Origin of the sequence: Mucilaginibacter sp. SG538B, from assembly GCF_013376065.1 — a bacterium.
Classification (GTDB): domain Bacteria; phylum Bacteroidota; class Bacteroidia; order Sphingobacteriales; family Sphingobacteriaceae; genus Mucilaginibacter; species Mucilaginibacter rubeus.
On the sequence record NZ_JABMJI010000004.1, the window covers coordinates 317,269 to 332,945 of the forward strand.

Below are 15,677 nucleotides of genomic sequence, written 5' to 3' on the forward strand. Positions count from 1 at the left end.
ATCAATATACCCATGTTCAAAACATATTTTAAACTGGCTTACCGGAATGTCATAAAGGATAAAGCTTACTCCATTATCAATATATCGGGTTTGGCGATAGGCCTTGCTTCAAGTATCCTGATTTTGCTTTGGGTGCAAAATGAATTGAGCTATGATAAGTTCCATAAAAATGCCGGGCAGATCTATCGAATCGACAGCGATTTTGGTGATTCTAAAACCGCGGCAAGTTCGGCCGGGATGCCTTTTGGATTAAAATCGGAGATCCCTGCGGTTAAAAATGTAGCCCGTTTATATCCCGGTTTTCCATCTGTTTTATTCGAAATAAGTAACCGGAAATTTCAGGAAGAACATGTGTTTTATGCCGATCCCAATTTTATGGACATGTTTTCATATCCATTAATAAAAGGCGACCGCGCTACTGCTTTAAATCAGGCAAATGGTGTTTTAATAACAGAAGATATCGCCACAAAATACTTCGGAAAAGAAGATCCCATAGGAAAAGTGATAAGGAAAGATAATAAGGAAAATCTGGTAGTAACAGGCGTTATGGCCAATATCCCGGCTAACTCCGATCTGCAATTTGACATCCTGCTTCCTATGGCTTTAATAGCACAAACCAATAATGATCTAAAAAATAATATCTGGGATAATTTTAATTTTTTTGGTTACGTACAGTTCGATAAAAGTTTTGACCCTTCCGCTGCTAACGTTGCCAAATTGGAAACGCAAATCGGGCAGATTTTTCACAAACACAGTCTCGATACCAAGGCTGCCTTCAAATTACAGCCTTTAACCAAAATACACCTTGACCCTGAAAGATTGGGAGATTCGCCGGGGCATGGGAATGCGCAGTATGTAAGCATCTTTTTTGCGATCGCCATATTGATATTGATTGTGGCCTGCATCAATTTCATGAACCTGGCTACTGCACGCTCGGCACGCAGGGCTAAAGAAATAGGCTTACGTAAGGTAGCGGGTGCTGTTCGCGGGCAATTGGTTATCCAGTTTTTAAGCGAGTCGGTATTTATCTCTTTCCTTTCCCTATTGCTTGCGCTTGTTATCGTTCGGATGTTTTTACCAGTGTTTAATGATCTGGCTAACAGGAAACTTGTTATTGATCTGTCGGATGCCAGGCTTTGGTTAAGTCTTACCGGTATTGCTTTAATAACTGGTCTTATCTCGGGAAGTTATCCTGCCTTATTTCTCTCTGGTTTTAACCCGGTTAAAGTGCTTAAGGGTAACGTGAAATCAATGGGAGGCAATTTGCTGTTCCGTAATGCTTTAGTTGTAGTTCAGTTTATGGTTTCCATTGTATTGTTAGTGGGTACGGTGGTGATCTATAATCAGCTTAAATTTATCAGGGACAGGAATCCCGGTTTCGAGAAAGCCAATCTTTTATACGTGCCAATGACGGGCGAGATCTGGCATAAGCAGGAGGCTTTGAAAAACATGTTAAGGCAAACCTCGCTGACGAGCGATTTTACAACGATTACAGATTTGCCAACTGAACTTGGCGGCTGGACACTTAATGTGCAGTGGAGCGGTAAGGACCCACGTTCGCAATTGTCTATCCCGGTAATGGCGGCTGACGAAGATTTTACGCGAACATTCAAAATGAAGTTAGCCGCCGGCCGTAGCTTTTCGACAGCTTTTAAAACCGACTCGAATAATTACATGATCAACGAAAAAATGGCCAGCGTAATGGGCCTTACCGCCAGTACTGCAATAGGCAAGCCATTAGCGGTTTGGGGTAACAAGGGTATTATTGTAGGGGTTATAAAAGACTTTAATTTTAAGCCCGTTCAGCAAAGCATTGAGCCGTTGGTTATACCTTTCAATAAAATAGGCGGTTATGTGGTGATCAGGACCTTGCCCGGAAAAATTAATGCTACAATAAAGGCACTGGCGGCTATGAGCCAGGCGCTCAATCCGGCTTATCCCTTCAAATTTGATTTTATTGACCAGGAGTTATCCAAACTTTACAAAGGCGAACAACAAATGGGCAATATTTTTAATCTTTTTGCCGCTTTGGGAATCTTTATTTCGTGCCTGGGTTTATATGGTTTATCAGCATTTATGGCCGAGCAGCGTACCAAGGAGATTGGCGTACGCAAAGTGTTAGGGGCGTCGGTAGTAAACCTGGTTTACTTACTGTCATCAGGTATCACCAGGCTCATTTTGATAGCTATAGTTATCGCTATCCCACTTTCATGGTATGCGGTTAACAGCTGGCTGTCGGGTTTTGCTTATCATATCAATGCTGGCTGGCTGGTGTTCTTTATTGCCTCTGTAGCTGCATTGGGAATAGCCTGGATTACGGTTAGTTATGAATCTGTAAAAGCCGCGACAGTTAACCCGATAAAGAGTTTGAGGACGGAATGATTGAATGTTTGTTTTATAAGGGAAATAAGCCCCAATAATAGCCAAATAGGTTTAACGAAAAATACCTGCGTTAGGGATGGGAGCGGATACCGGCCAGCGAGCGTAAAGCCTGCAGGCGTATGAGTATACAGCCCGGACCGGAGGTAACGCCCATATCCAGTTGGCAGTTATGAGTAAACAGTTTGCAGCATACATTTGATATTTTGCATGCTGATGATATGGTGTTCGGTTAAGCTGAAAGCTTAACTCATTTCAGGACGAAGTTACGCTCCGCTACACTTCGACTAGTATCAGATTTGCATTTGATCAATTCTTAAATTAAAGAAATTCGGTTTCAGACAAAAGCAAGCATTCTGTCAATCCTCAAATCCCGTAAATTCTGATTCAGAAAGTTTTAGTTTTCATTGATCAATATATCTTTCGCCATAACCATGGGTACGCTGATATATTTTTTCTCCATGTAGTTGATCACCTTTTCCAGGATCTCTCGCGATTGCTCGTCCAGGCCCTGTACTTCATCGGCAAAAACCGAGTTGATGGCGGTATTGCGGATCTCCTTGATTTTTTCGGGTACCTGGCGCATAGCTACCTCAATACGGCGCTGTTTAAGCTGCTGTACAAATTCGGCAATGTTTTGCTCAATGATAGCTTCGGCGTGTACCAGTTCGTGGTAACGTTCCTGCAGGTTCTTTTTGGCAACTTCGTTAAGCGAGTGCACTTCGATAAAGTTAACCGGGAATTGCTCCAGCACTTCGGGAGCGGTATCATTAGGGATGGCAAGATCGACAATGGTTTTCCTGCCGGTTTCGCCGTTGAGCAGCGATTGGTAAATTTCGGTAGTGATGATTGGCTCAACTGCCGATGTGCAGGTGATAATGGCATCAAAACCTTTTTTATAGCTTTTCAAAGCTTCGAGGTCAAACGCTTCTCCGCCCAAATCGGCAGCTAATTTTTCGGCATTGGCCACGGTACGGTTAAATACCGCGAAGTTTGAAAATTTATGTTTTTGAAGATATTTGGAAATGTTACGGTTAGTTTCGCCTGCGCCGATGATCAATACACGGGCATTTGAACAAAGATTAAGGTCTTTAAGCTTGCGGTAAGCCAGCGATACTACCGAGATTGGGTTTTTGGAGATGTTGGTATGCGTATAAACTTCCTTGGCTGTTTTTACCACGCAGTTCATGATCATGCGCATGGCATCGCCGGTTAGGCCGGCCTCTTTGCAATGTTCATATGCTTTGCGTAACTGGGCCAGGATCTCCTTTTCGCCCACGATCAAACTCTCCAGCGAACATGAAGTGCGCAATAAGTGCACCATGGCTTCCTGGTCTTCATAAATAGACGCGCTATCCATAAAAGTACTCAGTGAATCATGGCAAAGCTCTGTGTTAAAGGCTTCTATGAATTTTTTGGCAAAATCTTTGTCAACAGATTGTGGGGTTGTCATTACAAATTCCACACGGTTACAGGTAGCCAGGTAGAAGATCTCCGGGATATTGAACTGCTTTTTAACCTGTGCAAGTTTATCTGTCAGATTTTCCTGGCAAACCACCAATCTACCCAATTCCTTCAGTTCAATCTGTTTGTGCGTAAAAGCTATTACCTTTAGATACTTCAAAGCAGTTTTAAAATTTGACCGAACAAAAGTATCACTATTCGGCACATCCAATGTCAACACTTTGTCAAACAGGCTTATTTGGAATGGTTATAAATTGCAAAAACGGCTTGTTTTGCAGTATTTAAACTGTTTTGCAATGCGTATCACAAAATATTTGTAAATTAAAACATGGATAAGTATAAAAAAATAAGCCTGGTAATACTCGTGGCGTTTTACGTGCTTGCAGGCCTTAATCACTTCCGCGATCCGGGCTTTTACTACGCCGTAATGCCCAATAACCTGCTTTACCCAGAGACTGTTAACCTCCTTGCCGGGATTGCCGAAATTTCATTAGGGTTGTTACTTATACCATCCAAAACACGGTACTGGGCTGCCTGGGGAATTGTTTTAATGTTGATTGCCTTTTTGCAGATCCACGTGAGCATGGCATTTAAAGCGCCAATGAAGTTAAATTCCATAACGGTTACACCTTTTTTAGCATGGCTGCGCCTATTCCTGCAGTTTGTGCTGATCTACTGGGCCTGGTGGCACACAACCGATACTAAAAAAGCCTAAACCAAAACAGCGTTTGGCTGTTGCTATCGAAGCAAAATAAAAATATGGATCTGCAAAGTATTGAAATGCGCAACCTGGAAGTACAGGACTACCAAGAGCTAAAAAAATCAATGAAATCGGCCTATATGGATATGGACGAGGACTATTGGGATGCCAATTCTATTCGCCGGCTCATCAAAATATTCCCCGAAGGGCAGATCTGCATTACCGTTAACGATACGGTTGTTGGCTGTGCACTGGCTATTATAGTCGATTACCAAAAATTTGGCGATAACCACACCTACAAGCAAATTACCGGCGACAGTACCTTTAAAACCCATAATGACAAAGGGGATGTACTGTACGGTATTGATGTGTTTATCCATCCTAAATATCGCGGCTTGCGACTTGCACGGAGGTTGTACGATGCCCGCAAGGCCCTTTGCGAAAAGTTGAACCTGAAAAGTATTATTGCCGGCGGGCGTATCCCCAACTATCAAAAATTTCAGAACGAGCTTACGCCGCGTCAGTATATTGATAAGGTAAAGTATAAGGAGATCTATGATCCAACATTATCATTTCAGCTGTCAAATGATTTTCACGTGCGCAAGGTATTGCGTAACTACCTGCCCGAGGATAGCCGCTCAAAAGGTTTTGCTACACTTATTGAGTGGAACAACGTGTATTACGAGGAAGTAAGCGATGTTATCAATCATAAAACAGTAGTACGTATTGGCCTGGTACAATGGCAGATGCGTTCGTACAGTAATATCAGTGAGCTGATGAAGCATGCCGAATATTTTGTTGATGCGGTGAGCGATTACCAGGCCGATTTTATCCTGTTCCCCGAGCTGTTCAATACACCGCTCATGTCCGATTATAACCATATGGATTCGGCCAAGGCCATGCGCGAACTGGCCAAATATACCCAGCCCATTATCGAGGAGTTTTCAAAACTGGCGGTATCCTATAATGTAAACATCATTGCGGGCAGTATGCCTTATATTTTTGAGGAGTCGTTATATAACGTTTCCTATCTGTTCAGGCGGAACGGCAGCATGGAAGAGGTATACAAAATTCACCCAACCCCGGCCGAGATTAGCTCATGGGGAATGCGCGGCGGCGATGAGGTGAAAGTTTTTGATACCGATTGCGGCAAAGTTGGCATCCTGATTTGTTATGATGTAGAGTTTCCGGAACTGTCACGCATTTTGGCCGGTCAGGATATGCAGATCCTGTTTGTACCTTTCCTTACCGATACGCAAAACGGTTACAACCGGGTTAAGTTTTGCGCCCAGGCCCGTGCGGTGGAAAACGAATGCTATGTCGCTATAGCGGGTTGTGTAGGCAACCTGCCTAATGTAAATAATATGGGTATCAGCTATGCACAGTCGGCGGTGTTTACACCTTCAGATTTTGGTTTCCCGACTAACGGGATCCAATCTGAAGCTACGCCAAACACCGAAATGATTGTTATTGCCGATGTTGACCTGTCGTTGCTGGATGAGCTGCATGAGTACGGCAGCGTGCAAAATATCAAAGACAGGCGCACGGATTTGTATAACATTACTTTTAATGGGAAGAGGGTGTAGGGATTGTCCCCCTTAGTTGTTCCATCAATGCCTCTGCGAGTTTAAGTTTATCCACAAAATTGCTTGTCGTTTAAACAGCAAGTCGTCGTGTTTTGCCCCTCTGGGGCAAAGGGTATTTTATAACTTTACGAGCTACAAACCTTTTGCACCTCTGGTGCATCTGTCCTTGGGCGATTAATACATGTTTATTAAATTGTAAAAATCCCCCAGAGGGGGAAAAGGTTTGTAGAAATAACATCACACCCTATACCCGAACCCCAGAGGGGTTCAACTTATCAAGATTACCCAATTTGACTATTGATTTTATGGATAAACTTAAACTGCGAGAGACCGTGATGGGACTGGAATGTTTTAAATTTTGTGGTTGCTGTTAAAAGAATCCCTGAATATTTTCCAGCCGGCTTTCGTGAGTTTCCACAATTTTAAATACTTCCCATCATCAAGAACTTTACCATTTGGGTCAAAAACCTGCCAGGTGCCTTCTTCGGTAATGTAAGCTTTACCATCGCCATAGATATTGCCCGTTTGGAATTTAACACCTTTCACTTTTCCTGCAACAAAGGTATCCTCGAAATCCTTTTTCAGTGCATTTTTGCCATTTATAGGCAGCATATTTGGCGCCAATAATATAGCATCATCAGTATACAGGTTTATGATTGAGGCGTCACTTTTTGCAAACAGCTCATAATAAAGTGTATTTATTTTTTGAATTGAGCTTTTGATCTGCTGTAAGCCGGGATTATTTGCCTGGGCGATGCTGCTTTTGTACGTTAAGAAAAGACACAGGCATATAATTGCTGCAGTTAAGGTTTTTTGTTTCATGATCCTTTAAATATTGAATGAATAACTAAAGCGAAACTATATCCTTAAAATGGACCAAAATTGTAAAAATCGGAACAGCTTAATTATTGAGCGCGGCAGAAAAATCGGTTGAACTTTCGGGCGAAAACCGGGAAGGGGGCGACCCAGTGAAGAATTTAAAATCCTTTATAAAATGCGACTGATCAAAGTACCCGCACTCATAAGCGATAGAGGTGAGCGATAGTTTGTTTTCGGCAACCCGGTAAAGGCTTTTTTGAAACCGTGCTATTTTAGTGTACAAGTTCGGGCTCAGCCCGGAATAGTTTAAAAATATTTTCTGAAGGTACCGGGAGGAAAGACCGTATTTAGCTGCCACTGTATTGATATTCTCCAGAAAATCCGCTCGGCTTAAGTCAAGCATGATGTTGTTAACCAGCTTTAGCCTGCTGAATTTAGGCCCTGATACTAACAACCTTTTCATCAGAAATTCCTCCACTAAATCTATTCTCCGGTCCGGCGTTTTGGCCTCCATTAATCTCAAATGTAACAAAGCAGCTTCCTTTCCCCCCAGCTCTTTGAAATCAATGACCCGGTCATTAAATTCTTCTATCTGCTCATTAAAAAAGCAGGCGGCGGTATGGGTGAAAAAACGCACTCCAAACATACAGTGCTTACCGTATGATGTAAATGTAAATGGCTGTATAGTTTGCCCCCACAATTGAATGTCGGGCTGAGTTACAAAATCGCCGTTTTTTATTTGTTGCGGGCCATCTGCCCCAAGGTTGAATAAGATTTCGACAGCGCCGGTAGCAAACACCTTGTCATCAGTCATAACAGGAATATCTGTTTCGCACACAAAATAACATTGTATGAAATCTTTTAGTATGCCATTAGGACGATATTCGGTATAGCGCATGTCAACTGCAATCTAATATAATCAAATTTAATATAACTGTTTGGATGATTTTGCTTTTCAGGTTTAAATAAAATCTACGAAAGGCCGGAAAGGGGACGGGAAGAGAAGGCTTCAGTTCAATTGCACTTACTTATTTCAATAATATTTTCGGCCTTTAATACTAAATTAGCCTCCATGATCAGGAAAGATAATTTTACCCTTCCCGGCGCTAAAGGGCGGCCAATGCTTATCGATGTTACCTACGACGATGTTTTTAAAAATACGCCACTGGTAATTTTTGCCCATGGTTTTAAAGGATTTAAAGATTGGGGCACGCATGATCTGTTAGCCCGGTACTTTGCCGAAAAGGGTTTTCGTTTCCTGAAATTTAACTTTTCGCACAATGGCACAACGCCTGCCAGCCCCTTAGATTTTGCCGATCTGACAGCCTTTGCCGATAATACCGTCTCTATTGAACTGGAAGATTTGGATACCATCATTGATTTTGCTTGCAGCGGGGCCAGTATGCCTATGGCTAATGGTGTATACCTCATTGGACATAGCATGGGCGGTGGTGTAAGTATTATCAAAACGGTCGAAGATAGCCGGATCAAAAAGCTGGTAACTATGGCCTCGATATCCGGTTTCCGGAACCTGTGGCCTAAACAAATAGAACAGCAGTGGCGTTTACAGAGCGTTTTTTACTTTGAAAATAAGCGTACCGGCCAGCAAATGCCTGTTAAATCATCCCTGTTAGATGATCTTGACAATCACCCGCTGAGGCTGGATATCATCAGGCAGGCAGGTTTAATAAAACAGCCATGGCTCATTGTTCATGGTGATGCCGATCCTACGGTACCTGTAAGCCATTCCCTGCAATTGCATGAAGCTAATCCTGCTGCGGAATACATAGTGCAAAAAGGCGCAGATCATACTTTTGGTGGCGAACACCCTTTTACCGGAGATGCTTTGCCGGCCCCGCTTGTTGAGTTTTGTAATACGGCAATATCATTCTTAAGTAAATAAAGGCTGAGCCGCTTCAACCATTCGTAACTTTTTTGCGTTAGTTATATCATACCTGATATAAGTACTATAATTGCTGTTATGAGTTTACCCGCATCGCGAAAAAGAGGACGAAAATATCTCAATACCATACCTACCGATGAAGCCGGCTTTGGTAAAATGATTCCCATTTTAAGGGAGTACATGAACAACAAGGCCGAAAATACGCCTAAGAAAACTTTAGGCCCTTTTAAAACAGATCTATCGGTTTACGGTACTCCGCCGGCATCGGGCTTGCGCATTACCTGGGTTGGCCATTCCAGCATCCTGATTGAAATTGATGGCAAACGCATCCTTACCGACCCGGTTTGGAGCGAGAGGGTTTCATTTTCGCAATCATTTGGGCCGAAGCGGTTTTTTCAGCCGCCGATAGCTTTGGATGATCTGCCTCCGCTGGATGCCGTGATCCAGTCGCACGATCATTACGACCATCTGGATAAGGCTACCATTAAGTTTTTTGCGGATAAGAACATCCCTTTTTTCTGTTCGATAGGGGTAGCGCAGTATTTAACCAACTGGGGCATGGCCGCCAACTTTATTACTGAAATGGATTGGGGCGACAGCGCCATGATTGGCAATGAAATTGTACTTACGGCAACACCCTCACGCCATTTTTCGGGCAGGGGAATTACCGGACGGAATGAAACACTCTGGTCATCATTCGTGATCAAAGGTCCGCAGCATAATATTTACTTTGGTGCCGATTCGGGTTACTCGCCCGAATTTAAGGCGATAGGAGAGGCTTTTGGTCCGTTTGATTTGACTATGCTGGAGATAGGTGCTTACGGAAAATTCTGGCCGGATATTCATATGGGGCCTGATAATGCTTCAAATGCGCATCTCGATCTGAAAGGCAAATTGATGATGCCCATCCATTACGGTACGTTTAACCTGGCCCCGCATGCCTGGTACGAGCCTATTGAATGGCTAACCGCTATGGCAAACCAAAAACACATCGATTTATTTGTACCCAAACCCGGTGAGCCAACCGAAGTAAAAGGTGCCTATAATTCTGATTGGTGGAAGGAATATTTATCTTAGAGGGCAAATCACAATCCTTTATTAATACTTCACCCCCGTCATTGCGAGGTACGAAGCAATCGCGAACTATACAGGGCCGATCTGCTAATTGGGGGATTGCTTCGTGCCTCGCAATGACGTTATAGTTTATAATCCATGTCCCAATCTTATATATTAGTCATTAATGGTAAACCCGAAGGTCCATTTACCATTCCCGAGCTCAAAACCCGCGGCATCAAACCCGGCGATTTTGTTAAAACCGACGATATGGTAGATTATAAAGAGGCTCAGGAAATTGCCGAATTAAGGGAACTGTTCGGCTTTGCCCGCCCTAAGTTGCTCATGCAATACTACGGCAGTTTTGACCAGCGCTGGCTGGCCTCGGCGCTCGACTGGTTTATCCTGTTCGGCGTATTTGTTTTACTGGCAGCCATGGCGGTGTTCCTGTTCATTACGGATAAGCAGGCGCGGATATATACCTCTATTAGCATTGTCGCTTTTACGCCCATAGGCAAATTTATTTATCATGTGGTAATGGAAAGCTCGGTTAAGCAGGCTACTTATGGTAAACAAATGCTCAAAATAAAAGTAGTTGATATGGACGGAAACAGGATCAGTGTTGGCAAAGCCATTGGCCGTAACCTGGCCAAAATATTTTCGGTACTAACCTTTTTTATAGGCTACCTGATGGCTTTTTTTAATAAACAGCAGCAATGTTTACATGATATGATAGCGGGGACACTGGTAATTAAGGATAGGTTGGTGTGAGCGTTTTGTTTACAGAATTCTGTATATTAGCTATATAATTAAAGTCAGATGAAAAAGACCACAGTACTTGAAACCCTTGATTCATTTGAAGATGAATTTGATACTGAAAAACTGATTGAGCGCCTTTTATTTGTTGAAAAAGTTGAGAAGGGTTTGCAGGACGTTAAAGAAGGCAAGGTAATGGACTATAAGGATGTAAAAAGGAAATTCGCAGATAAGTGGAGCAAGTAAACATTGTTATCACTGAATCTGCTTATGACGATTTATTAGATATAGAAACATATATATCGCAAGATTCTGAGTTAATTGCCAGAAATTTTATCAATAAAATATTTGACAAGATCGATCAGCTTTATAAATATCCTACATCAGGAAAGTTTGTACCAGAGATAGCAGATAGATCAATCAGGGAATTATTATTAAACAAGTATAGAATCATCTACCAAATAGTTGATGATAAAAATATTAATGTGCTTAGAATTGTACACGGAGCAAGATTGCTGGATATCGAGCTATGAAAAACGTTAGTTGATTATGAAATCATTAATTGCACATCCGGAAAATAAAGAGCAATTAGATGCTTTAAAAAAGCTGTTCAAAGCTTTTAACATTTCATTCGATATTAAAAAGTCACTAAAAAAACAAAAAGTTGATAAAGTAAAAGATGATTATAGCGAAAGGTCGTTGACCTAATCTTTCCCTCCTTTAAACATTACAACTTCCTCCCATCAAACAACTTTCGTATTTTTGTGATCTAATTTCCATCATTGATGAATACTGATGCTGTTAAAGTGCTGCCCGGCCGTTATTGTAACTCGTTAACCGAATATTCACGCTTTGTTACCCGCGAGGTTAATATTGGCGACGTGCCTATGGGTGGGAATAATCCAATCCGGATCCAAAGCATGACCACTACCGATACCATGGATACCATTGGTACGGTTGAGCAGTCCATCCGCATGGTTGATGCGGGTTGCGAGTATGTGCGCATCACCGCGCCCAGCATCAAAGAGGCCCAAAACCTGGCCGAAATTAAAAAGCAGCTTCGCGCCCGTGGCTACATGGTGCCTTTGGTTGCTGATATCCACTTTACCCCAAATGCTGCCGAGGTTGCTGCCCGCATAGTTGAAAAAGTGCGTGTAAACCCCGGCAACTACGCCGATAAAAAGAAATTCGACCAGATAGATTATACCGACCTGGAATACCAGGGCGAACTGGAACGCATCTTTCAGAAATTTACGCCGCTTGTAAAAGTTTGTAAAGAATATGGTACCGCTATGCGCATAGGTACCAACCATGGTTCACTGAGCGACAGGATCATGAGCCGTTATGGCGATACCCCGCAGGGCATGGTTGAATCGGCAATGGAATTTATGCGGATGTGCGAGCAGTTGAATTTTTATAACCTCGTGATCTCCATGAAATCGAGCAATCCACAGGTAATGGTACAAGCTTACCGCCTGTTGGTTGAAACCATGGTTGCCGAGGGCATGAACTATCCGCTGCACCTTGGCGTAACCGAGGCCGGTGATGGCGAAGACGGGCGTATCAAATCTGCCGTGGGCATAGGCACCTTGTTGGAAGATGGCCTTGGCGATACCGTACGTGTATCCCTTACCGAAGAGCCCGAAGCGGAAGCACCGGTTGCTATTGAGTTGGTTCGACGTTACACTATGAGGGAAAAGGCGAAAGGTGAAAGGCAAAAGGTAGCTACGGAAGTTAAAAACCTTTCGCCTTTAACCTTTGACCTTTTACCTTCAAAACACAACCCCTACGAATATAAAAAACGTGAAACCTACGAGGCCAACGCTTTCATAGGCGGGCATTTGGTGCCGCGGGTTGTTGTCGACCTATCTAAAAAGAACCTGAAAGACCCGGCGGTATTGAACGAGGCGGGCTACCTGTACTCGCCGCTGCTGGATAAATATAACATGGCCGAGCAATCGGTTGATTTTGTTTACCTGGCGGATGAATTACCTTCATTTACCTTACCGGGCAACTTAAAACAACTATATAATTATAATACCTGGCTTAAACTGGCCGATAAAACCAACTGCCACCCGGTATTTACTTTACAGGAATATATTGGCGATGTCGATCGTTCATCAAAACTGAACCTTGTACATTTAAAACCTGCTGATATTGATTCGGAAGATTTCGGATCAATTCAACTGGATAAGTCGCTGGTGTTGGTACTTGAAACAGATGCTTTACACGGCATGGCCGAGCAACGTTCGTTCTTCTTCAAGATGGAAGAACTGGGTCTGGATGTACCGGTGATAGTGAAGAGAAGCTATATTTTTGAGTCCGAAAGTCCGGAAGTCGAAAAGTCCGAAAGTGAGAAAGTCCATAGTCCATGGACCTTGGACCATGGACAAACTCTTCTCCAACTCTACGCCTCTACTGACCTCGGCGCTTTATTAGTTGATGGTTTTGGCGATGGTATCTGGATAGATGCACCTGAATTGCCTACAAGTGTAATTACTTCTACTTCTTTTGGTATTTTGCAGGCTACCCGGTCAAGGATTTCTAAAACGGAATATATCTCTTGCCCAAGCTGTGGGCGTACCTTGTTCGATCTGATGGTTACTACCCAAATGATCCGCAGTCGTACCAGTCACCTTAAAGGGTTAAAGATTGGCATCATGGGCTGTATTGTAAATGGTCCCGGTGAAATGGCTGATGCCGATTACGGTTACGTAGGCTCTGGTACTGATAAAATTACCCTTTACCGTGGTAAAGAAGCGGTAAAGAAAAACATCAGTTCGGCCAATGCGCTTGATGAGCTTATCAATATTATTAAAGGCGACGGCAATTGGATTGACGCGGTGCAAGAATAATTGTCTGAACCGGGATTAAACTGATTTGCCGGATTAGTCCCCTCAGGGTCTCTCGCAGAGGACCCTGAGGGGACGAGAAAAAATGACTTAATGACTAATGCCCCAATGACCTCTTAAAGAAGGTCAAAGCCAATATCTTTCCTAAAGTACATGCCATCATAATAAATCCGGCTTGCATCGGCAGTAGCCTGTTGCAGGGCGCTGAACATATTATCCTGTACGGTAGTAATAGCTAATACACGGCCGCCTGTGGTTATTACATCATTGCCATCCATTGAAGTGCCTGCGTGGAACACGATCGAGTCGCGCACGTTTTCGGTACCGGTAATCACCTTGTTTTTCAGGTATTCGCCTGGGTAACCGCCCGCAACCATGACTACGGTGGCCGCTGTTTTAGTGCTGATGATGATCTCTTTTTCGTTCAGGTTCCCTTCGGCAACGCCTAACAGCAAATCAACAAAGTCCGAATCTATACGGCGCATCACACTTTCCGTTTCCGGATCGCCCATACGGCAGTTGTATTCAATAACCCAGGGTTCACCATTGCTGTTCATCAAGCCAATAAAAATAAAACCTTTATAAGGGATGCCATCTTTCTTCAAACCTTCAATGGTAGGGGTGATCACGCGCTCCTCTACCTTTTTCATATAGGCAGCATCGGCAAATGGAACGGGAGAGATAGAGCCCATACCACCGGTATTTAAGCCGGTATCCCCTTCGCCAATACGTTTATAGTCTTTAGCCTCGGGTAAAATTTTATAGCTGTTACCATCGGTCATCACAAAAACCGAGAGCTCAATGCCTGTTAAAAATTGTTCAACAACCACACGTGAGCTCGCTTCGCCAAATTTAGCATCGGCCAGCATAGCAGTAAGTTCGGTTTGGGCTTCCTCTAAAGTAAGGCAAATCAGTACTCCTTTACCGGCTGCAAGTCCATCGGCTTTCAATACCACAGGTAAACCGGCAGTAGCCAAATAAGTAAGACCATCCTGCAGGGTATCTTTGGTGAAAGTTCTGTAAGCAGCAGTAGGGATGTTATGTCTTTCCATAAACTGCTTGGAGAAATCTTTACTGCCTTCCAATTGTGCGCCTTCCTGCTGCGGACCAACAACCGGGATGTTTTTCAATTGCTCATCGGCCAGGAAAAAATCATGAACGCCTTTTACCAGGGGCTCTTCGGGGCCAACCAATACCAGGTTGATATCCTCTTTTAAAACAAGTGCTTTAATGCCTTCAAAGTCGGTAACTTTAATATTTACGTTTGTACCGTATTGGGTGGTGCCGGCATTGCCGGGAGCAATAAAAAGTTTGTCGCAATGAGCGCTTTGGGCTACTTTCCAGGCGAAGGCACTTTCCCTTCCGCCCGAACCAAGGATCAGAATGTTCATGCGGCAAAGATAGTTTTTTTAATAAGCCTTTAATACTATATATGAGGCTACTTGTGTTATAAGTAGTAAATTTACCCCATGGCCCGTAGACTCGAAAAGTTTGAAAAGCTCCCGGTATACCAAAAATCGCAGGAATTATTTGACCTGGCGGATGTAATTGCCGAATCATTAAAGGAAGACAGCATGAAAGAACATCTGGCCATACAGATGTGCAGTAATGCCGCTCTTATCCAGGCAAAAATTGCCGGCGCCGAAGGTGGTAGCCTGTATTCGCTGCGGATGCAAAATGCTGTGCTCATTAAACTTGCGGTACAGGATATGTTTAATGCCGTATCTTTTGCATCAATGGTAAAAATTAATGAAGAGGACTATGTACAGTTGATGAGGGAAAAGGTAGAGGAGTTTCGCCTGGTTTTTGTAGAATGGATCAGGGGATTTGATAAAAGCTATGATATCCCCGACAATTGGGCCATCCGCTTTGACACCAGTACGCCCGAACAGGAAAAGATGGAAGAGTTGATGTTTGATGAAGACCGCTTTTTTGGCGAATTTAATGAGGATGACGAAGACATGGGCAGCTTCGATGATTTTGACGATGATGAAGAGGATGAGGACAAAAACGACGACGATAAATAAAGCAGAACGACATCGATTTGATTTAGGATATCGAATTTTTGATTCCGGATTTTGAACCAAACGAAAAGAGCTGAAGGATTTTCCCTCAGCTCTTTTATGTTTTTTAGCTTTCTGCTTTAAGCCTTCGGCCTTCAGCTC

15 protein-coding genes are annotated in these 15,677 nt (G+C 43.2%); 11 read left to right on the forward strand and 4 right to left on the reverse strand.

Features of this window, described 5'->3' with window-relative positions; all coding sequences use genetic code 11:
* Positions 1 to 12 precede the first annotated feature (12 nt).
* A complete protein-coding gene (locus FHW88_RS22345; protein ID WP_176627961.1) occupies positions 13 to 2,382 on the forward strand; it encodes an ABC transporter permease in 2,370 nt (789 codons plus the stop codon).
* A gap of 394 nt (positions 2,383 to 2,776) precedes the next feature.
* Here the strand turns inward: FHW88_RS22345 and hemA are convergent, their stop codons facing one another.
* Positions 2,777 to 4,003 (reverse strand): glutamyl-tRNA reductase, encoded by a 1,227-nt coding sequence (gene hemA / locus FHW88_RS22350; RefSeq protein WP_090529068.1) that lies wholly within the window; start codon positions 4,001 to 4,003, stop codon positions 2,777 to 2,779.
* A gap of 168 nt (positions 4,004 to 4,171) precedes the next feature.
* Here hemA and FHW88_RS22355 point away from each other — a divergent pair, with 168 nt between their 5' ends.
* Both FHW88_RS22355 and FHW88_RS22360 read left to right on the forward strand, forming a co-directional pair.
* Positions 4,172 to 4,558, forward strand: coding sequence for a MauE/DoxX family redox-associated membrane protein (locus FHW88_RS22355; protein WP_090529065.1), 387 nt, complete (start codon positions 4,172 to 4,174; stop codon positions 4,556 to 4,558).
* A 44-nt stretch (positions 4,559 to 4,602) separates the two neighbouring features.
* The gene (locus FHW88_RS22360) at positions 4,603 to 6,129 is read left to right on the forward strand and encodes a carbon-nitrogen hydrolase family protein (protein ID WP_176627962.1); all 1,527 of its coding nucleotides are present in this window, start codon (positions 4,603 to 4,605) and stop codon (positions 6,127 to 6,129) included.
* A 351-nt stretch (positions 6,130 to 6,480) separates the two neighbouring features.
* Here the strand turns inward: FHW88_RS22360 and FHW88_RS22365 are convergent, their stop codons facing one another.
* Both FHW88_RS22365 and FHW88_RS22370 read right to left on the reverse strand, forming a co-directional pair.
* Entirely contained in the window at positions 6,481 to 6,951 is a 471-nt protein-coding gene (locus FHW88_RS22365) for a YybH family protein (protein WP_090529058.1), read from the reverse strand.
* A 79-nt stretch (positions 6,952 to 7,030) separates the two neighbouring features.
* Positions 7,031 to 7,846 (reverse strand): helix-turn-helix transcriptional regulator, encoded by an 816-nt coding sequence (locus FHW88_RS22370; RefSeq protein WP_176627963.1) that lies wholly within the window; start codon positions 7,844 to 7,846, stop codon positions 7,031 to 7,033.
* A gap of 174 nt (positions 7,847 to 8,020) precedes the next feature.
* Between FHW88_RS22370 and FHW88_RS22375 the strand changes: the two genes are divergently transcribed.
* The 7 genes from FHW88_RS22375 (at position 8,021) to ispG (ending at position 13,515) form a co-directional block, all read left to right on the forward strand.
* On the forward strand, positions 8,021 to 8,851 hold the full coding sequence (locus tag FHW88_RS22375; protein WP_176627964.1) for an alpha/beta hydrolase family protein: 831 nt from the start codon (positions 8,021 to 8,023) through the stop codon (positions 8,849 to 8,851).
* A 78-nt stretch (positions 8,852 to 8,929) separates the two neighbouring features.
* The gene (locus tag FHW88_RS22380) at positions 8,930 to 9,928 is read left to right on the forward strand and encodes an MBL fold metallo-hydrolase (RefSeq protein WP_176627965.1); all 999 of its coding nucleotides are present in this window, start codon (positions 8,930 to 8,932) and stop codon (positions 9,926 to 9,928) included.
* A 135-nt stretch (positions 9,929 to 10,063) separates the two neighbouring features.
* Positions 10,064 to 10,675, forward strand: coding sequence for an RDD family protein (locus FHW88_RS22385; protein WP_176627966.1), 612 nt, complete (start codon positions 10,064 to 10,066; stop codon positions 10,673 to 10,675).
* Between the two features lie 48 nt (positions 10,676 to 10,723).
* Positions 10,724 to 10,906 (forward strand): hypothetical protein, encoded by a 183-nt coding sequence (locus FHW88_RS22390; RefSeq protein WP_091165582.1) that lies wholly within the window; start codon positions 10,724 to 10,726, stop codon positions 10,904 to 10,906.
* Entirely contained in the window at positions 10,894 to 11,193 is a 300-nt protein-coding gene (locus tag FHW88_RS22395) for a type II toxin-antitoxin system RelE/ParE family toxin (RefSeq protein WP_176627967.1), read from the forward strand. Before FHW88_RS22390 ends, FHW88_RS22395 begins: the two co-directional genes overlap by 13 nt.
* 16 nt (positions 11,194 to 11,209) lie before the next feature.
* Positions 11,210 to 11,368, forward strand: coding sequence for a DUF2683 family protein (locus tag FHW88_RS22400; protein WP_176627968.1), 159 nt, complete (start codon positions 11,210 to 11,212; stop codon positions 11,366 to 11,368).
* 77 nt (positions 11,369 to 11,445) lie between these two features.
* The gene (gene ispG, locus FHW88_RS22405) at positions 11,446 to 13,515 is read left to right on the forward strand and encodes a (E)-4-hydroxy-3-methylbut-2-enyl-diphosphate synthase (protein WP_176627969.1); all 2,070 of its coding nucleotides are present in this window, start codon (positions 11,446 to 11,448) and stop codon (positions 13,513 to 13,515) included.
* Positions 13,516 to 13,628: 113 nt separating this feature from the next.
* Here the strand turns inward: ispG and purD are convergent, their stop codons facing one another.
* Positions 13,629 to 14,903 carry a phosphoribosylamine--glycine ligase gene (gene purD, locus FHW88_RS22410; protein ID WP_176627970.1) on the reverse strand — a complete coding sequence of 425 codons (1,275 nt, stop codon included), beginning with the start codon at positions 14,901 to 14,903 and terminating at the stop codon, positions 13,629 to 13,631.
* Between the two features lie 78 nt (positions 14,904 to 14,981).
* Here purD and FHW88_RS22415 point away from each other — a divergent pair, with 78 nt between their 5' ends.
* Positions 14,982 to 15,539, forward strand: coding sequence for a hypothetical protein (locus tag FHW88_RS22415; protein ID WP_091165595.1), 558 nt, complete (start codon positions 14,982 to 14,984; stop codon positions 15,537 to 15,539).
* Positions 15,540 to 15,677: the final 138 nt, after the last annotated feature.

Bases quoted from the DNA above. Each gene is read 5' to 3' on its own strand.
- FHW88_RS22400 (WP_176627968.1), top strand. From the start codon at position 11,210: ATGAAATCATTAATTGCACATCCGGAAAATAAAGAGCAATTAGATGCT.
- FHW88_RS22345 (WP_176627961.1), top strand. From the start codon at position 13: ATGTTCAAAACATATTTTAAACTGGCTTACCGGAATGTCATAAAGGAT.
- FHW88_RS22360 (WP_176627962.1), top strand. From the start codon at position 4,603: ATGGATCTGCAAAGTATTGAAATGCGCAACCTGGAAGTACAGGACTAC.
- FHW88_RS22390 (WP_091165582.1), top strand. From the start codon at position 10,724: ATGAAAAAGACCACAGTACTTGAAACCCTTGATTCATTTGAAGATGAA.
- purD (WP_176627970.1), bottom strand. From the start codon at position 14,903: ATGAACATTCTGATCCTTGGTTCGGGCGGAAGGGAAAGTGCCTTCGCC.
- FHW88_RS22355 (WP_090529065.1), top strand. From the start codon at position 4,172: ATGGATAAGTATAAAAAAATAAGCCTGGTAATACTCGTGGCGTTTTAC.
- FHW88_RS22370 (WP_176627963.1), bottom strand. From the start codon at position 7,846: ATGCGCTATACCGAATATCGTCCTAATGGCATACTAAAAGATTTCATA.
- FHW88_RS22380 (WP_176627965.1), top strand. From the start codon at position 8,930: ATGAGTTTACCCGCATCGCGAAAAAGAGGACGAAAATATCTCAATACC.
- FHW88_RS22365 (WP_090529058.1), bottom strand. From the start codon at position 6,951: ATGAAACAAAAAACCTTAACTGCAGCAATTATATGCCTGTGTCTTTTC.
- ispG (WP_176627969.1), top strand. From the start codon at position 11,446: ATGAATACTGATGCTGTTAAAGTGCTGCCCGGCCGTTATTGTAACTCG.
- FHW88_RS22375 (WP_176627964.1), top strand. From the start codon at position 8,021: ATGATCAGGAAAGATAATTTTACCCTTCCCGGCGCTAAAGGGCGGCCA.
- FHW88_RS22415 (WP_091165595.1), top strand. From the start codon at position 14,982: ATGGCCCGTAGACTCGAAAAGTTTGAAAAGCTCCCGGTATACCAAAAA.
- FHW88_RS22385 (WP_176627966.1), top strand. From the start codon at position 10,064: ATGTCCCAATCTTATATATTAGTCATTAATGGTAAACCCGAAGGTCCA.